The organism is Chryseobacterium sp. KLBC 52, from assembly GCF_003347605.1.
Lineage (GTDB): Bacteria > Bacteroidota > Bacteroidia > Flavobacteriales > Weeksellaceae > Chryseobacterium.
On the sequence record NZ_QDFZ01000007.1, the window covers coordinates 58,788 to 76,765 of the forward strand.

The following is a 17,978-nucleotide window of genomic DNA, read 5'->3' on the forward strand; positions in this document are numbered from 1 at the left end:
ATAATTTAATAATGTAACAATATATCAGTTTAGCAATGTAACAATAGCTTCACTTTGGAAACCGGAGAATTGGTAAACTGGTACATTAGTATATTGATACATTTTATTTTAATAATTACTTTTATACTCGATTTTAGAAAACAAAAAAGCCGACAATCTTTTCAGATTATCGGCCGTTATTTTATCTCAGAATTTCAGAGCCCACAACTTTCCCTTTATGAGAAAAACATTGATTATAGGAGGTCTGAATTTTCATCTCTTTTCTTTTTGCAAAAATAGTAATTTTAAATGAATATTCAAATTCTATTTTTCAAGGATTGTTTCAATGGCTGCAATCTTCTTAATTTTTTCTTTTAACTCGCTGTCTTTCTCTTCATTAGAAATTTTCTGAGCGGCTTTATCAAAGTTATCATTAAAGAAAGGAAGTGAAAAAGTTTCCACCACATTTCCTCCGTGGAAAGGGAAACGCTTTGATGCTGCTTCCAAAACACCTGCTCCACCTCTACCGCCCGGAGATGTAGACATCAATAGCATAGGTACTTCGTTCCAAACGGTTCTGTCTTTGATTCTGGATACCCAGTCGAACACATTTTTAAATGCTGTAGAATAGGTTCCGTTGTGCTCTCCTAAAGAAACCAACAATAGGTTTGCACCATCAATTTTTGCTGCAAAATCATGAGCTTCCTGAGGAACACCGCCTGCTAATTCTCTTTCATGTTTATAGATGGGCATTTCGAAAGGATTCAAATCGATCACTTCTACGTCTGCATTTTCAAATAATGTTGATGCATACGCTACCAACTGTTTGTTCATTGAAGCTTCTGAATTACTTCCTGCTATTGCTAAAATTTTCATAGGTGAGGTTTATTTTTAAGATTACAAATTTAGTTTTTTATTTAAGATAAGAAGGCAGTTCCATTGGGACTTCCATTAATAATACTTCGGTGTCTTCTACGGCTTCAATATTAAAGCTCTGTGTATCCCAGATTCCTAATCCGTCTCTTTCATTCAGAACACGGTCTCCGATTTTCGCACTTCCTTTTAACACAAATGCATACACTCCGTTTCCTTTTTTGTTAAGCATATAATTTTTGCCATTTCCTTTTTTAAAGTTCGCCAGATTGAACCATGCATCCTGATGAATCCAAACTCCGTCATCATTTTTATTGGGAGATAAGATCTGCTGGAATCCGTTGATCTTTTCTCCTTCTTTGATACTTTTCTGATCGTATCTCGGTTCAACATTCTGTTCTTTTGGGAACACCCAGATCTGAAGAAATTTCACTTCCTCATCTTTATTTTTATTGTATTCGCTGTGCATCACACCGGTTCCGGCACTCATCACCTGAATTTCTCCTTTTCTGATCACCGCAGTGGTTCCCATTGAATCTTTATGCTCCAAATCACCTTCCAAAGGAATGGATATAATTTCCATATCTCTGTGCGGGTGTGTTCCGAAGCCCATTCCCTGCGAAACGGTATCATCGTTCAATACTCTTAAAACGCCAAAGTTTGTTCTCTCTCTGTTTTGATAGTTGGCAAAACTGAATGTATGATATGAATTTAACCATCCGTGGTTGGCATGGCCTCTTGAATCTGCTTTATGATATACTGTTTTCATTTTCTGTGATTATTTATGGTACAAATGTACGGGATGTGAGCGTTTAAAAAGTTGATGTAGGTTAAGAAAGGAAATTGGTGAAGTAAAAAGGGTGAAAAAGTGAAAATATAGGCTAAGTTGGATTACGCAAAGACGCGATTTTTTTTACATTTGATATGCTTTTAGGACGCAAGGATTTTATCTGCGATAAAATTTTATACTGGATATTTTTTCTTCCAATGATTGAACTGATTATATAAATAAGTGCAAACATCAGCGTCATCTGTATAATCTGCGAGACATTATAATATTCTAATCATCAAAAAAGCACAAAAAAATGCATTTAGGTCTGAGTTTTGGCTAAAGCCAGATTGATGAATGTTTAAAGAGAAAACGGGCTAAAGCCCGTTTCTATTGAATTTTGTTATGTTTTTTATATTTAAGTTAAAGTTTACGGCACAACTAACTTCTAACCTCTAACTTCTAGTTTCCAATTTAAAAATGCACCTGCTTGATTTCCTCTTCAATTTCCTTTGGAGTCTCATCTTCAGATTTCACAAAAATCATGGTCACTACAGCCCCAATCAGCATGCAAACACCTCCTACAACCACATAATCCATAGCCTGTTTTCCAAAAACACCACTTACGACAGGACCTCCGAATAAACCATTGATGATCTGAGGAATCACAATAAAGAAATTGAATATTCCCATATAAACTCCCATTTTTCTTTGTGGAATCACCTCAATAAGCATTGCATAAGGCATTGCCAGAATACTTGCCCAGGCAAAACCTAATCCGATCATTGAGATCCATAAATTGTTGACATCTTTAATGAAATACATGGAAACCAATCCCAAACCTCCACATAATAACGCTAAGGCATGAGTCTGTTTTTTACCAATCAGTTTAGCAATAGGTGTTAATAGAAATGCAAACGGAATTGCCCAGAGATTATACATTCCGAAAAGTTTTCCGGTAAGATCACCTGCATCATTAAATGCTTTGGAATGGGTATCTTCCGGAGAAAGTCCGAAATGATGTGTCGCCAATGCACTGGTGGTAAATACCCACATGGTAAACAGTGCAAACCATGAGAAAAACTGAACAATTCCCAGCTTTTTCATCTGCGCAGGAATCGCAGCAAAATCTTTGAAAATATCTGAAAACTTAGAATTATGTTGTTCTCCTTCTTTTCCATCTTCAAAATCAGCAAATTCCTGCGGGGAATATTCTCTGGTTGTCATGATGGTGTATAGAATTGATATGATAAGCAATCCTGCACCGATATAAAAAGAGTAAATAACATTATCTGCTACAAACCCTGCTGGTGCTTCATTAGAAATGCCCATTTTTGTTAACCAATCCGGAAGATAAGAACCCAGTACTGCTCCGATTCCGATCAGAATTGTTTGCACAGAAAATCCTATCGTACCCTGATGTTTGGGAAGCATATCTCCTACCAAAGCTCTGAATGGCTCCATTGCAATATTCACTGAAGCATCCATCATGGCAAGGAATATTACCGCTAACAAAAGCGCATTGGCCGCAAACATCTGAGTAACGGAAGCAGCATTTGGAAGGAGAACCAATCCTATGGCACACAAAACAGCTCCAATCAGGAAATAAGGTTTTCTTCTTCCCAACGGACTCCAGGTATTGTCGCCCATGTGGCCGATAATAGGCTGAACAATCAGACCTGTAATGGGAGCTACCAGCCAGAACCATGATAATTCATGAACATCTGCTCCTAAATTCCCCAGAATACGGCTTGCATTTCCATTTTGTAACCCAAATGCCATCTGAATTCCCAGGAATCCCATGCTCATATTGATAATCTGGAGCATTGATAAGTCTGGCTTTTTTCTTTTCCCGACTGCCCCGGTATCATATTTCCCCATCATTATTGCCATTATGACTTCAGTTTTTGAATTAATGCATCTTCGATAGGTGCTTTTTCTGTAACTACTTTATCTACCACCTCATTAGGCACTGTCACAGAAAGAACATATTGCTTAACCTTCCAGCTTCCATTGATTTTTTCTACAACACCGGAACCTCTGCAGATCTTCATCTGGGTATCCAGTAATTCATCAAACCATGCCAGTTTTCCGTCTTTACTGAAGTAAATATTTCTTTTAAGGGCTTTAAAATTCCAGGTTTTCTTTTTGTCAAAATAAGGTTTTGCCCATGCCATAAATGCTTTTTTATCCCAGATTTCGGTAGCGTCTGTTCCGATGAAGGTAGATTCATCTGCAAAGAGATTGAAATAGGCATTGTAATCTGCTTTTGCCGCCGTTGCATTGAAAGTATCAAGCATCGCACTGATTTCCGATTTTTCTTTCTCAAAAGTATTTTTTGACTGTGCAGTAAATAAAGAGAATCCCATTAAAAAAAGGAGTAAGGTATAAGCAGTCGTTAGTTTTTTCATAGGTAATTATTATTTTTCTAGTTCAATGATCAATGGAGTTTTTGCAGGAATATTTATACTGTTTTGTAATGAAATTTCTTTGCCTGAAATAATTTCTTTGCCTTTTGTATATCCATTCAGTGATTCTGCAAATCGTTTCAAGTTTAACGGCTGATCTTTTTCATTATTGTTGATCACTACCATTACGCTTTCTTTTTCATTATACCGGAAATACACAAACACACCGTCCTGAGGAACGAAATTTTTAGTTTTCCCATGATGAATCACGTCTTTGCCTTTTCTCCAGTTCAACAGTTTTTGGGTAAACTGAAAAAATTCTTTCTGCTCCGGAGTCTGAGTAGATGGATTGAAAGCGTTTTGTTGATCAGCTTTCCATCCTCCAGGAAAATCTCTGCGGATATCGGCATCACCTCCTGCTTTTTTATCGCCTCTCATTCCTATTTCAGATCCGTAATAAATCTGCGGAATTCCTCTTACTGTGGAGATCAGAGTAAGCACCATTTTATAGGCATCAGGATTTGCATTAAAGATTTCGTTCCATCTTTCGGTATCATGATTTTCAAAGAAAACAAGGGTATTATTGATATCCGGATAAAGGAAATCGCTGGTAAAAGAATCGTAAATACGGATCATTCCTTTATCCCAGCTTTCTTTTTCTTTAAGGGCTTTAGGCATATTTTCAAACAGCATAAAATCCATTACAGAAGGTAAATTTGAGTTGTATCCTTCTATTTCTCCTATTTTCGAATTTTTCTGCCATGCTGCAATTTGTGCTGCTGTATAAAGCCAGGTTTCTCCTACAATATTGAATTTCGGATATTCATCGGTAATCGCTTTGGCCCACTTTGCCATGGCGTCTTTATCATTGTAAGGATAGGTATCTACACGAAATCCTCCCAGTTCTGCATATTCTATCCACCAGATGGCATTTTGTATGAGATATTTCAGAACCAATGGATTTTTTTGGTTGATATCAGGCATTGTAGTATCAAACCATCCATCCAGGGCATATTTTTTATCAATATCGGAAGCATTGGTATCAAACTGCGTTGTCGTTTTATAGTTGGAACGTTTAAATCCTTTCTCTCCTTCATCAAACCAATGGATCCAGTCTTTGGAAGGAAGGTCTTTAATCATCCAGTGTGATCCGCCCCAGTGGTTGGTTACATAATCCATCACGAGCTTCATATTTCGTTTATTCAACTCCTGGGATAATGTTTTATACTCTTCATTGGTACCGTAGCGGGCATCAATTTTATACAGATCGGTCTGAGCATAACCGTGGTAGGAATACACTTTTTCGTTATCCTCATTTACAGGAGTAATCCAGACTGCTGTTGCTCCCAGATTCTGAATATAATCAAGATTGTTGATAATCCCGCGGAGATCTCCTCCATGTCTGCCGTTGGGAAGACTACGATCTGCTTTTTCGGTAAGCTCCGGTCTTGAATCATTCTTCTCATCACCATTGGCAAAACGGTCCGGCATGATCAGATACATCATATCTTTTGAAGTAAAAGACCCGCGGTTGGCAGATCCCGGATTTCTTTGCTTTAATTCATAAGTGTATGAACCAAGATTCTTTTTACCTTTTTTAATATTGATAGCAAACTTCGGAACGTTTATTTCGTTCGTATTGACTGTAATAAAAACATAGTTAGGATTATCTACTTTCCTGATGTCTTTGATCTGTATGCCATCAGAAAGCGTAATCTCGTTATTAGCCACTTCTTTTCCGTATACAAGAATCTGAAGTTCAGGATTTTTCATTCCCTTCCACCAGAAAGCCGGCTCTACTCTTTCCAGATTTTTCTGGGAAAAAGCAAAAGAAGCTATCGAAAGGGCGAATGCTGCATATATTGTCTTCATATTAATGTTCAATTTAGCACTAAATTTTCATATATACGTTCAAAAATGTAACGAAAAGTCTCTTTTTTTAATCTCCATTTCTATAAAATTATCAGATTAAATATCTTCATTTTAAATTTTATAAAGAATAATTAAATTTTTCACAAAAAATTCATGCATAAAATTAATTTCCCATGCTTTTTATGTTTAGTTTTATAGAAAAAATGTTGGATTTCAGCAATATGTTCAAAACTGAAGGACCGGATGTTGTTTACACATGGACCATCCCTGTGTTTGCTGCTATTATTTTCTTAGAAATGGCATACAGCCACTTTAATAAGGAGAAAATTTACGAAACTAAAGATGTAGCAACAAACGTTCTTTTCGCCTTGCTTAATTATGGCTTAGACATCATCATGAAGGGGTTTTCTTTATTTGTTATGATGTTTTTTTACCAGCACCGTCTTTTCGACTGGCAGGAAGGAATATGGTATTGGATTGCCGTATTTCTGGCTCAGGACTTTGCTTATTACGTCCATCATTATGTAGATCATCATTCACGTGTTTTCTGGGCGGTGCATATTACGCATCATAATTCTGATTATTTCAATATCAGCACGGGATTCAGAAGTCCTGTATTTCAGCCGTTGTACAGGTATCTATTTTTTTCGCCATTAGCTTTCATGGGCTTTCATCCGTGGCATATTCTGGTAGCCTACTCTTCTATACAGATTTATGGCACGTTTGTACACACTCAATCCATTAAAAGTATGGGATTTTTAGAATATATCCTGGTGACACCTTCTCATCACAGGGTACATCATGCCTGCAATATCAAATATCTGGACCGAAATATGGGAATGGGACTGATTATCTGGGATAAGATTTTCGGAACTTTTGAAAAAGAAGATCCTGAAGTTCCTGTAAAATATGGAGTTTATCCTAAAATAAAATCCAAAGATCCTGCAACTATGCTTTTCTATGAATGGAGAAGAATAAGAAAAGATATCAGACAACCGGGAATTTCTTTTAAAGACCGCCTAAAATATCTTTTTTATTCGCCAGGATGGAGACATGACGGAACTGGAAAAACTGTCAAACAGTATCAGAAAGAATATAAAGAGAGAGTAAAAACTCCTGTTAAAGTAGAGAAAAAACTATTAGAATCTGAAAATCAATATTCCCAACTGATTCAACAGGCAGAGGATAAATAAAAATACCCCGGCCATCGAAAATTCGATAAACCGGGGCACCTTAGTGTATCTTTACAATTATTTTACTGGTTTAATTGAAATTGCGAAACCGCCACTTCTTACCATTTTAAAATTAATTTTCGACTTACTTGTAATCTCTTTTTTGTAGATGTTATAGCTTTGAGGATTATCGATATAATCAGCATCTTTTCCATCTTCATAGATGGTTGCTTCATATTTTTTTCCTTTGTCTAAGAAAGAAAAATCTACAGTATACTCACGTTTGTTTTCATCGGTAATACCTCCTACAAACCAGTTTTCAGTACCTTTTGCTTTTCTCGCTGTAACCACATAATCACCAGGTTCAGCAGCTAAGATTTTTGTATCATCCCAATCTGCTGCAACATCCTTAATAAACTGGAATGCATCCATATGCTTTTTGTAGTTTTCAGGAAGATCCGCAGCCATCTGAAGCGGCATATACATCGTTACATAAAGCGCTAACTGTTTTACCAGAGTAGTCTTCACAAAACGGTTATCTCCAGGGAAATAATAGTCAAGTTTTGTCTGGAAAATTCCCGGCGTGTAGTCCATAGAACCTCCCATCCATCTTGTAAACGGAAGAACCGTCTGATGATCCGGTTTATTTCCTCCAAACGCTTCATATTCCGTTCCACGTGCTGCTTCTGCAGAGATGTAGTTCGGATAAGTACGGCTTTCTCCTGTAGGACGTACGGATTCGTGAGAATTCACCATGATTTTATAGTCGTTTGCTTTTTCTGCAATTCTATAATAATGATTAATGGTCCATTGAGAATAGTGATGTTCTCCTCTAGGAATAATATCTCCTACATATCCGGTTTTCACGGCATCATAACCGTATTTGTTCATCGTTTGGAACGCTTTGTCTGCCCATCTTTCATAGTTCGTAGCAGAACCTGAAGTTTCGTGGTGCATGATCAGCTTGATTCCTTTTGAATGCGCATATTCATTCAACATTTTGATGTCAAAATCCGGGTAAGGAGTAATGAAATCAAAAACAAATTCTTTAGAATGTCCGAACCAGTCTTCCCAACCGATGTTCCATCCTTCAATCAATAGTCCCTGGAATCCGTTTTCTGCAGCAAAGTCAATATATTCTTTAACTTTTGTATTGTTGGCAGCATGTTTTCCGTTTGGAGTTAATTTTGCAAAATCTGTTTTACCCAAGTGAACATTTTCAGCAGTAGAATAAGCCCATTGTGATTTTCCGATAATCATTTCCCACCAGACTCCCATGTATTTTGTTGGGTGAATGTAAGAAGTATCAGTGTACTTTGTAGGCTCATTAAGGTTGAAGATCATTTTAGAATCCATCACCTGCTCTGCTTTCGGAGCTACAATAATGGTTCTCCAAGGCGTTACCGACGGAGTCTGAATATATCCTTTAGCCCCTTGTCTGTCGGCAGTTAAATGCGTTTTGAATTTAAAATTCTGTGCATCTACCTCAAGGTGCGAAGCCGGATAATCTAATACGGCAGCTTCTGCAACGTTGATATACAAAGGCTCTTTTCCTTCTTTTTTAAGCATCAACGGAGACTGCACTGCATTTTTCACCAATGACTGTGAAGCGTTTGCATCGTATGCTTTATCCCATTTTGAAGGGATTTCAGATACTTTTGTTTCCTGATACTGATATTCCTGAGAGTCATAATCTGCGACCATCCACCATGCTTTCATATCGGTAGGGAAATCGATTTCAGAATCTTCTTCTCTAATGACGAAATAATTAAGGTTTTTCTGTTGTGGGAATTCATATCTGAAACCAAGACCATCATTGAACAATCTGAATTTCACTACAATGCTTCTGTCTGTAGAAGCCTGGTTCAGGGTAACCGCCAGTTCATTGTAATGGTTGATATAATTTTTCTTTTCTCCTAAAACCGGCTGCCAGGTTTCATTTTTGGAGTCTCTTTTTTCATCTGTCTTCGCAAAACCGTTGTTCAGATCGTATTTTGCATCTTCTGGTTTAGCAATCTCAGAAGCGAATTTTATAGCTGTGTCTTTAAATAATCTCAATCCCAATTTAGAATCTTCCACTACTAATGCACCATTGTATTTCAGGTTGTAGTAAGGCACTCCTTCTTTCAACTGGAAATTCATTTCAAATTTCCCATCCGGAGATTTTAAAGATTGGGCTTTCACACCTGTAAACATCATTGAGAGCAAAAGCGCTCCAACTGTAATTTTCTTCATAATGACTATTTATTAACTTAAAAAATAAAGTGCTGCGGTAAAGCAGCACTTTGCTTTATTTGAGTTTGATTTCTAATTTAGTTTGATTTCTAATTGTTTTTTAAAATATTGGAATTGCCGAATATTCCGCAGTTATATCGTTGAAATATACGTCATACTTAAAGGTTTCACTTACCGGAATATTTCCTCCACTGAGCTCAGCTACACCAAAAAACTCCTGAGCTTTCCCCCAGTTTGTTCCCCAATCATGATTTGCTCTGAACTTGAACTCACCTGAATTCAGAGTAACATTTTTCTTAACCCAAATGTGAGAATCAAAAGTTGACTTCTGTAAATCCAGATCTGTATTCCAATCTCCTGATGCAGTTCCAATCATTGAAATCGTATTATAGGTAACGGTTGGAGATCCAATTGAAGTAAAGGTATATACTAAAGTATTGGTATCAACTGTCAATTTATAATATCCGGCAGCAGAGACAGAAATATTTCCTGAAGAACCGCTTGTACTTAATGTACCTGAAATACCACCCATTCCATATTGAGTATTCCAGGATCCTGGAGTTTTAATCATTTTAAAACCGCCTTGTGCAAAATATCCGGTATAAGAATAAACTCCTGCTGCAGCTGTTTTTTGTAATGGAAGAAACTTCGTATTTGTATCTGTATTATCCCATCCTGCCGCTGTAGCATCCCCAATCAGATATAGATCACTATAATTATAAACCGGGCCTAAAAGATAGGGTGTTACTGTTAAGATATTCACATCAGAATAGAAAGGTGCAGCACCAACCAAAGTTCTTAGCCGAACTTCAATCTCAGCAGCTACATTAGTAGCAGCCCCAAGGCCTAATGCTATATTATTAAGCTGTTTATTAGTAAAGCTTAGAGGTGAAGTTGTCACTTCCATAGTAGAAGCATCCTTAAAATTTTTCCCTTTTATTGCAAATTGCAATTGTTGTGTATAAACTACAGGTACGTCAAAGGTTGATTTATTCCAAGTGATATTTAGAGCTACATTGTCAGGATTAGCCTTATCTAAAACAATAGCTGTCTTATCTGGTGTAATCTTACTTTTTACAGTTTCTGTAATAATTACCTGGTCTTCGTCTTTTTCACAGGAAAAAACTATAAGTCCAGTAAAAACCAGGGCTAATATTTTGAATAAATTTTTCATTTTAATTTAATAGTGTTTTTAATTAATAGCCAGGATTCTGAATCAGATTAGGGTTAGCAACGATGTCGTTAGCAGGAATTGGAAATAAGTTTCTATAATCTTCAACTGATTTACCATCTTTTACACCACCTTTCCAAGGCCACAGATATGAAGCTGAAGTAAACTTACCATAACGAATCAGATCGGTTCTTCTCGTTGCTTCCCATGACATTTCTCTAGATCTTTCATCTAAGAAAAAATCGGTATTAACTGAAGCAACAGCAACTCCTCCTGCTCTCGTTCTTAAGGCATTTACATATCCTAATGCAGTGGCTGCATCTCCTCCTGATCCACCTCTTGAAACGGCTTCACCATACATAAGATAGATATCTGCCAAGCGGTATAAAGGAATATCCGCATCAACAAAATTACCTGATGCATCTGACCCAGGGGCACCATTAGAAAACTTTATGTTTTTATATTTAATAAATGCATAACCATCTGTAAATGTTGATACATTATTTATTTCTAAATTTTGACCATTTGTATAGAAATTTCCTCTTTTGTCGCTTGGGGAACCAGCAAATAGATTAACAAAAGATTTTGTAGTTCTTATACCACCCCAACCTCCATTGATTCCGAACTGGGAAGCAGGCATCGAACCTCCTACTGCAGCGTGTACCATAAAAGTTGAACCTCCGTAAGTTTTTGTACTTGTACCGTCGTAGTTTACTGATAAAATAACTTCAGGATTATTCACATTATTATCTGCCATAAATAATGATGAATAGTTTGATTTTAATGAATATCCTGCGTTTATTACTTTATTACAGTAGGTAATACAATCTGTATATCTCGCTGTACCTGTATAAACTTGCGCATTCAAATATAATCTCGCTAATAAAGACCAGGCAGCAGCTTTATCTGCTCTACCGTATTCATTACTTCTTGCATCTTTAAGATCATTTGCACAGGCTAAAAGCTCAGACTCTACATATTTGAATAGTTCTGCTCTAGCAATTCTGGGAGGAGGTGTATTAATAATATCAGTAGTCTCAGTTACCATTGGTACATTTCCAAATAAATCCATTGCATGATAATACGACTGAGCTCTTAGAAAACGAGCTTCTGCATGCATATATTTCGCTTCTGTAAGATTAGTCCCAGTAATTCCGTTTGTAGAAAGTTTTTCGTCAGTCGTATTTTTAATAAATTCATTACTTACAGCAATTACATTGAATATTCTATAGTATATTGCTGCAACAAAAGGATTGGAAGCATTCCAAGTCATATTATGCATATCTGGAAGACCTGAATCAGCCCAAGCAATAACAGCTTCATCTGTTGTTAAAACCTGCATACTGTACATTTGACGAAGATAGTTTGAGAAACCTCCGTCAATTCCACCTATATCAGTATTTCCATCCGCATTATTTTGATCTCCCTGCCCTCCAATTGCCAGTCCTGCATAAATTTTAGCTAAAGCTGGTTTATAATTATTAAAATCTTTGTATAAAACAGTAGATGTTAATCCTAAACTTGGTTCTCTCTCAAGATCTTGTGTACAAGAACCCGCAAAAAATAGAGCCCCTAGAGTAATAGACCCTATAATTATTTTTTTATATAAATATTTATTTTTCATGTTGATTAAAATTGGAAGTTAAACCCTACTGAATACACTTTCGGTCTTTGATAGAAACCATTGTCAATTCCTCCAAATACCTCAGGATCTATACCTTTATATTTTGTAATTACAAAAACATTTTGTGCCATTGCATTTACTCTTAAATTTGTTCCTTTTCCCATAAATTCTCCTGCATTATAAGCAATGGAGAAATTATCCATTCTAAGAAACGATGCATCTTCAATGAACATATCCGAGAAAAGTTGGGTTGCAGCAAATTGCGTTGTTAAAACACTTGAATTTGTATTACTCAAGAAATTATTCGCCTGAATATTTGCAATTGAACTATTAGAAGCAGAATTATTATAAACGTAATTCCCTAAAACAGCTCTAAGTGATGTGCTAAATTCCCATTTTTTTACACTTACCTTTGTGGAAAAGCCTAAGATTACATCAGGATTTGGAGACTTGTAGAAATATTTATCATCTTCAGTAGATTTTCCATCACCATTTCTGTCAACATAAGCTCCTTCGAGAGGCTTTCCGTTGCTATCATAGACTTGTTGATACACATAGAACGCATTAAGCGGCTGACCAACTGTAATTGCTTGAATATAGTTATTAATACCGGTAAGCGTTCCCACTTGAATTTTATATGATGAATCTACATATTGAGATAAACTTGTAACCCTAGGATTAAATCTGGTCGCATTAAGATTTACATCCCAAGTTACCATTTCATTTTTCACCGGAACCAAATTCAGGTTAGCTTCAAAACCTTTATTGGCAATAACTCCAACATTTTTAATATTAAAGTTACTTAAATCACCTGCCCACGTGGGTACTTTTGCAATAAGGTTTTCAGACTTTTTATCAAAATAATCTATTGAACCACTAATTCTATTATTTAAAATTGCAAAGTCTAAACCTAAGTTTTTAGTAGTTGTTGTTTCCCAAACCAAGTTTGGATTGTAAACATCTGGACGAAGTAAAGTATAGAAACTATTACCAAACTGGTATTGCGCTGTACTACTGTTACTATAAGAATAAGAACCAAATGCAGGATAGAAATTACCTGTTTCTTGCTGACCTGTTTTACCCCAACCTGCTCTTATTTTCAATGATTTAATTGCTGAAATATTTTTTAAGAAGCTTTCTTCATTAATTTTCCATGCAACCGACACTGCTGGGAAATTGCCCCATAACTGGCTTTTATCTGCTCCATTCCAGAATGTTGAAGAACCGTCTCTTCTGATTGAACCATTGATTACATACTTATCTGCTATCGTAAAAATACCTCTGGCATAGAAAGACAGTAAAGTTCTTTGTGTATCTCCAGCAGTTGAAAAATCGGTTTTTTGACCATTTCCATAATATGTAGGAGCTTCCGGAGTAATTGATCTTGTATCTTGATAAGAGTAACCACCAATAATATCCACAGTGGTATTAATCGCATTAATCTTTTTTACATAGTTTAGATAAGATTCAAATAATTTACTTTTAATTTCCTGCGAATATGAACGATAAGACCCTAAAGTTCCAATTCCTTGAGCGTACTCTTTATAGGTGTTAACAGAACCATCACTTTTTGCATAATCATAAGATCCTGTTATACTCAATCTTAAATCAGGTAAGAAATGAAACTTATAGTCTAGTTGCAAACTTGGAATAACCCTAAAAACAGATGAAATATCTCTTTTACCATATAATAAACCTAATGGGTTTCTTGTTCCATTTACGTTTAGACCTGTAGCAGTATTGGCAGGATCCAACCATTCATAATATCCTCCATATTTAGAATTTCCTGAATATACAGGCTGCGTTGGATCAAAATAAATAGAAGCACCAATAGCTCCAGCATCTGGAAATCTGTTCTCAGAAAAAGTTCCTTTAAAATTACCATTAACAGTTAAATGATTATCAAAAAATTTAGGTGAAAAATTTAACCCTAATGAAGTTCTTCTGAATTCATTTGTTCTTACAATCCCGTTTTGCTCATTGTACCCCAAAGATACTCTATATGGCAAACCTTTTACACCACCTGAAAATGCAACATTATTATCTGTTCCCCAGGCTTGTTGATAAATTTTATCCTGCCAATTAGTATTTGCAGTACCGAGGTAAGATTTCTGAACATTTGTACCAAAAGTATTCACAAAACTTCTAAACTGATCAGCATCTAAAACATCTACATTCCCCATTTTAGTGGAGACAGAAAAATTAGTATTGAAATTAACTTTGAATTTACCTGCAGTACCTTTTTTCGTTGTAATTAAAATAACCCCGTTCGAAGCTCTATTTCCGTAAATAGCTGCAGAAGATGCGTCTTTTAAGATATCAAATGTTTCGATATCATTTGGATTTATCAATGATAAAGGATTCGTTGCTCCACTCAAACTGTTAAAATCAATAGGAACACCATCGATAACAATTAGTGGATCATTATTAATGAATGAAGAACCACCTCTTACTCTAATTGTAGAACCTGAACCAGGAGCACCGCTGTTACCGGTAATTTGTACCCCAGGAGTTTTACCAACAATTAGTTGATCAGCAGTGGCTGCTCCCCCATTAAAATCTTTGGATGTTATAGAAGAAATAGATCCTGTAAGATCCGTCTTCTTCTGCTTACCATATCCAATCAAGACAACCTCATCTATTTTTTTCTCTTTAGAAAGAGTGTCTTTAGTCTGCGCATGTATTACTGTACTGGCCAGTAAAAAAGCGGGCGCGATTTTTAATACTGTTGTAAAATTCTTCACAATCTTATTTTTTTATAGTTTCGTTTTTCAGTCATATTTTGGCCCAGAGCCAGACTCGCAATTTAAAAAAAAAATAGAATTATTATAAATTTAATATAATTTTAGTTAAAATTATGTATATTACGAAACCGATTTTAGTTAGTTTTTTAAGATACAATAATTTACAACGTCTTATGCATTGCATAATAATTGTTTTAAATTAAGAAAATGTTAAACAACCGTTTAACTTAATTTCATATTCAGCCTTTCAAAATCGCATTCTTCATCATAATAATGCCACCAATAGCGGTATTCGACAGATATTCCTTATCTTTGCAGTTAAAACTTTACTATAAATGTCAAACAGAAAGATGATTACGGCAGCTTTGCCTTATGCAAACGGACCGGTTCATATAGGACATTTGGCAGGTGTTTATATTCCTGCGGATGTTTACGCAAGATTTCAGAGAAGATTAGGAAAAGATGTAGCGTTTATCTGTGGTTCAGATGAGCACGGGATTCCTATTACCATAAGAGCTAAAAAAGAAGGAGTAACTCCTCAGGATATCGTGGACAAATATCACGAGATCATTAAAAAATCTTTTTCTGACCTTGGAATTTCATTTGATGAATATTCCAGAACAACGTCTAAAAAGCATTATGAAACCAGTCAGGACTTCTTCAAGGTTTTATACGAAAAAGGAAAATTCACTGAAGAAATTTCTGAGCAGTATTTTGACGAGCAGGCAGGAGAATTCCTTGCTGACCGTTATATTGTAGGAACTTGTCCTAATTGTGGTAACGAAAACGCTTACGGAGACCAGTGCGAGAAATGTGGTTCTACCCTTTCTCCTTCTGAGCTGATCAATCCGAAATCAATGCTTAGCGGAAATGTTCCTATCCTTAAAGAAACCAAAAACTGGTATCTTCCGTTAAACGAATACGAAGACTTTTTAAATGAATGGATCATTGAAGGTCATAAAGATGACTGGAAACCTAACGTATACGGACAGGTTAAATCATGGTTGAATGATGGCCTTAAGCCTCGTGCCATGACCAGAGACCTCAACTGGGGAGTTCCGGTTCCTCTTCCGAATGCTGAAGGAAAAGTATTATACGTATGGTTTGATGCTCCTATCGGGTATATTTCTTTCACCAAAGAATGGGCAGAGAAAAACGGAAAAGACTGGAAAGACTACTGGCAGAGCCCAGAAAGCGATCTGGTACATTTTATCGGAAAGGATAATATTGTTTTCCACTGTATTATTTTCCCTTCGATGATGAAAGCGCACGGAGATTATATCATGCCGGCTAATGTTCCTGCTTTTGAATTCCTGAACCTTGAGAACGATAAAATCTCAACATCAAGAAACTGGGCAGTTTGGGCTCATGAATATGTGGAAGACTTCCCTGGACAACAGGATGTTTTAAGATATGCGCTTCTTTCATCTGCTCCGGAAACAAAGGATAACAACTTTACATGGAAAGATTTCCAGACTAAGAATAATTCTGAATTAGCTAATATTTTTGGTAACTTCATTAATCGTGTTGCAGTATTAATTAACAAAAACTTTGAAGGAAAAGTTCCTGAAGGAGATGTTAATGCACCAGAATTAGAAGAAATCAGCAAAAGAGCTGCGGAAATCAGAAACTCTCTTGAAAACTATGAATTCAGAAATGCCTTAACAGCATTTATGAATCTTGCAAGATTTGGAAATCAATACTTGCAGAATGAAGAGCCTTGGAAAACGGTTAAAAATGACATTGAGAAAACCAAAAATACATTATTTATTGGAGCTCAAATTTCAGTTGCACTAGCAAATTTAGCTGAACCATTTTTACCTTTTACTGCACAAAAATTATATGAAATTTTTAATGTAGAACAAAAAACATGGTCTGAAGTTGAGAATTCAAAAGTATTAATTGAAGCTGGTCATTCAATAATGGCTAATGCTCCAATTTTATTCTCTCAAATTTCAGATGATGTAATCGAAGTTCAAATCCAAAAGCTGGAAAACACAAAACAAAACAATAAAAAAACAAACCCTAACGCAAACCCTATGAAAGAAGAGATCACATTTGATGACTTTACTAAAATAGACCTTAGAACAGCAACCATTTTAGAAGCTGAAAAAGTAGAAAAAGCAGACAAATTATTAAAACTTACTGTTGATACAGGAGTAGATGTAAGAACTGTTGTTTCAGGTATTGCAGAAAGTTTCTCTCCTGAAGAATTGATCGGGAAGCAGGTAATGATCCTTCTGAACCTTGCTCCTAGAAAGATCAGAGGAATTGAATCTCAGGGAATGTTATTATTAACAACAAAACCAGACGGAAAATTATCTTTCGTAACACCGGACGACAGCAATGTTGAAAACGGTATTGAGATCGGATAATTAAAATCCTTATAAAGATCACAGGCTGTTTCACGGGAAGCAGCCTTTCTTTTATAGACAGCTTATGGTCAATAAAAATGTTTTAAGAAAACTTTCCAATCAGGAACTAGAGGGATATTTAAAAGAAGGCAACCGCTTTGTTCCGGAGGCCGTTCAGGCAGCTTTTGAAATTCTGGAAGAAAGAGGGCGTGTTTTCAGTGAGCAGGAAAAAACGGCTGTTCAGCAGTTGATTCAGCATAAAAAAGAAGCTGAGGAAGCAAGACGTGCAGAAGAAGTAGAGGTCTGGAAAGATCATATTACCGAAGATCCTGAGGCTATTACACTGTATTCGAGAATGACTATTTTGGTCAGCAGTCTTTTTTTCACTCCTATTCCAGGGTCTATTTTGCTGTTCCTTAATTTTATCAAACTTAAAAAGTACCTCGCAAGTTTTTTTGCACTGGCATTTGGCCTTCTTTTTTTTATGTTTCAGAAGTACGTTCTGCTGTCCCATTTTGATTTCGGTAGATCTTCCAGGTACAGTCCGGAAATTGGGGTCATCGCAGTTGGAGCTTTGGGTTTACTTGTCATCAGCGTTTTAGGAACCCCAAAAAAACTTCCTTACCGTGCAGCATCTTATATTCTTCCTGTGATTTTATGTATCGGAACGGCTGTTATGATCTATTTTTATTTCCAGGAATGGTTTTCTTTTTATCCCTTTGTAAGAGCCATACAACTATTCAGACAATCATAAGGAGCTTATTCCCGCTATCCACT

General features: G+C 36.1%; 12 protein-coding genes. 3 read left to right on the forward strand and 9 right to left on the reverse strand.

All coding sequences use genetic code 11. The features are described 5' to 3' along the window. Positions 1-303: 303 nt before the first annotated feature. The 5 genes from DDF69_RS09155 to DDF69_RS09175 all read right to left on the reverse strand — a co-directional run bounded on the left by DDF69_RS09155 (position 304) and on the right by DDF69_RS09175 (position 5,901). Positions 304-855, reverse strand: a complete 552-nt coding sequence (locus DDF69_RS09155; protein WP_114820524.1) for an NADPH-dependent FMN reductase — start codon at positions 853-855, stop codon at positions 304-306. A gap of 37 nt (positions 856-892) precedes the next feature. Further along, entirely contained in the window at positions 893-1,621 is a 729-nt protein-coding gene (locus tag DDF69_RS09160) for a pirin family protein (RefSeq protein WP_114820525.1), read from the reverse strand. A 474-nt stretch (positions 1,622-2,095) separates the two neighbouring features. Beyond that, complete coding sequence (locus tag DDF69_RS09165; protein ID WP_114820526.1) at positions 2,096-3,514, reverse strand: MFS transporter; 1,419 nt, start codon at positions 3,512-3,514, stop codon at positions 2,096-2,098. Then, positions 3,514-4,032, reverse strand: a complete 519-nt coding sequence (locus tag DDF69_RS09170; RefSeq protein WP_114820527.1) for a nuclear transport factor 2 family protein — start codon at positions 4,030-4,032, stop codon at positions 3,514-3,516. The genes DDF69_RS09165 and DDF69_RS09170 overlap by 1 nt, the downstream gene beginning before the upstream one ends. Before the next feature lie 9 nt (positions 4,033-4,041). After that, positions 4,042-5,901 (reverse strand): glycoside hydrolase family 13 protein, encoded by a 1,860-nt coding sequence (locus DDF69_RS09175; RefSeq protein ID WP_114820528.1) that lies wholly within the window; start codon positions 5,899-5,901, stop codon positions 4,042-4,044. A 203-nt stretch (positions 5,902-6,104) separates the two neighbouring features. Between DDF69_RS09175 and DDF69_RS09180 the strand changes: the two genes are divergently transcribed. Continuing rightward, on the forward strand, positions 6,105-7,094 hold the full coding sequence (locus DDF69_RS09180; RefSeq protein WP_114820529.1) for a sterol desaturase family protein: 990 nt from the start codon (positions 6,105-6,107) through the stop codon (positions 7,092-7,094). 57 nt (positions 7,095-7,151) lie between these two features. On the opposite strand, the gene DDF69_RS09185 is transcribed toward DDF69_RS09180, so the two are convergent. The 4 genes from DDF69_RS09185 to DDF69_RS09200 all read right to left on the reverse strand — a co-directional run bounded on the left by DDF69_RS09185 (position 7,152) and on the right by DDF69_RS09200 (position 14,847). Further along, positions 7,152-9,308, reverse strand: a complete 2,157-nt coding sequence (locus tag DDF69_RS09185; RefSeq protein WP_114820530.1) for a glycoside hydrolase family 97 protein — start codon at positions 9,306-9,308, stop codon at positions 7,152-7,154. A 100-nt stretch (positions 9,309-9,408) separates the two neighbouring features. Beyond that, a complete protein-coding gene (locus DDF69_RS09190) occupies positions 9,409-10,482 on the reverse strand; it encodes a SusE domain-containing protein (RefSeq protein WP_114820531.1) in 1,074 nt (357 codons plus the stop codon). A 22-nt stretch (positions 10,483-10,504) separates the two neighbouring features. Further along, positions 10,505-12,103 carry a RagB/SusD family nutrient uptake outer membrane protein gene (locus DDF69_RS09195; RefSeq protein WP_114820532.1) on the reverse strand — a complete coding sequence of 533 codons (1,599 nt, stop codon included), beginning with the start codon at positions 12,101-12,103 and terminating at the stop codon, positions 10,505-10,507. A 5-nt stretch (positions 12,104-12,108) separates the two neighbouring features. Next, positions 12,109-14,847 carry a SusC/RagA family TonB-linked outer membrane protein gene (locus tag DDF69_RS09200; RefSeq protein ID WP_114820533.1) on the reverse strand — a complete coding sequence of 913 codons (2,739 nt, stop codon included), beginning with the start codon at positions 14,845-14,847 and terminating at the stop codon, positions 12,109-12,111. Positions 14,848-15,182: 335 nt separating this feature from the next. Between DDF69_RS09200 and metG the strand changes: the two genes are divergently transcribed. Together metG and DDF69_RS09210 are read left to right on the forward strand one after the other, a co-directional pair. After that, on the forward strand, positions 15,183-17,222 hold the full coding sequence (gene metG, locus DDF69_RS09205; protein ID WP_114820534.1) for a methionine--tRNA ligase: 2,040 nt from the start codon (positions 15,183-15,185) through the stop codon (positions 17,220-17,222). Positions 17,223-17,286: 64 nt separating this feature from the next. Continuing rightward, positions 17,287-17,955 carry a hypothetical protein gene (locus tag DDF69_RS09210; RefSeq protein WP_185144331.1) on the forward strand — a complete coding sequence of 223 codons (669 nt, stop codon included), beginning with the start codon at positions 17,287-17,289 and terminating at the stop codon, positions 17,953-17,955. The last annotated feature ends 23 nt before the right edge of the window (positions 17,956-17,978 follow it).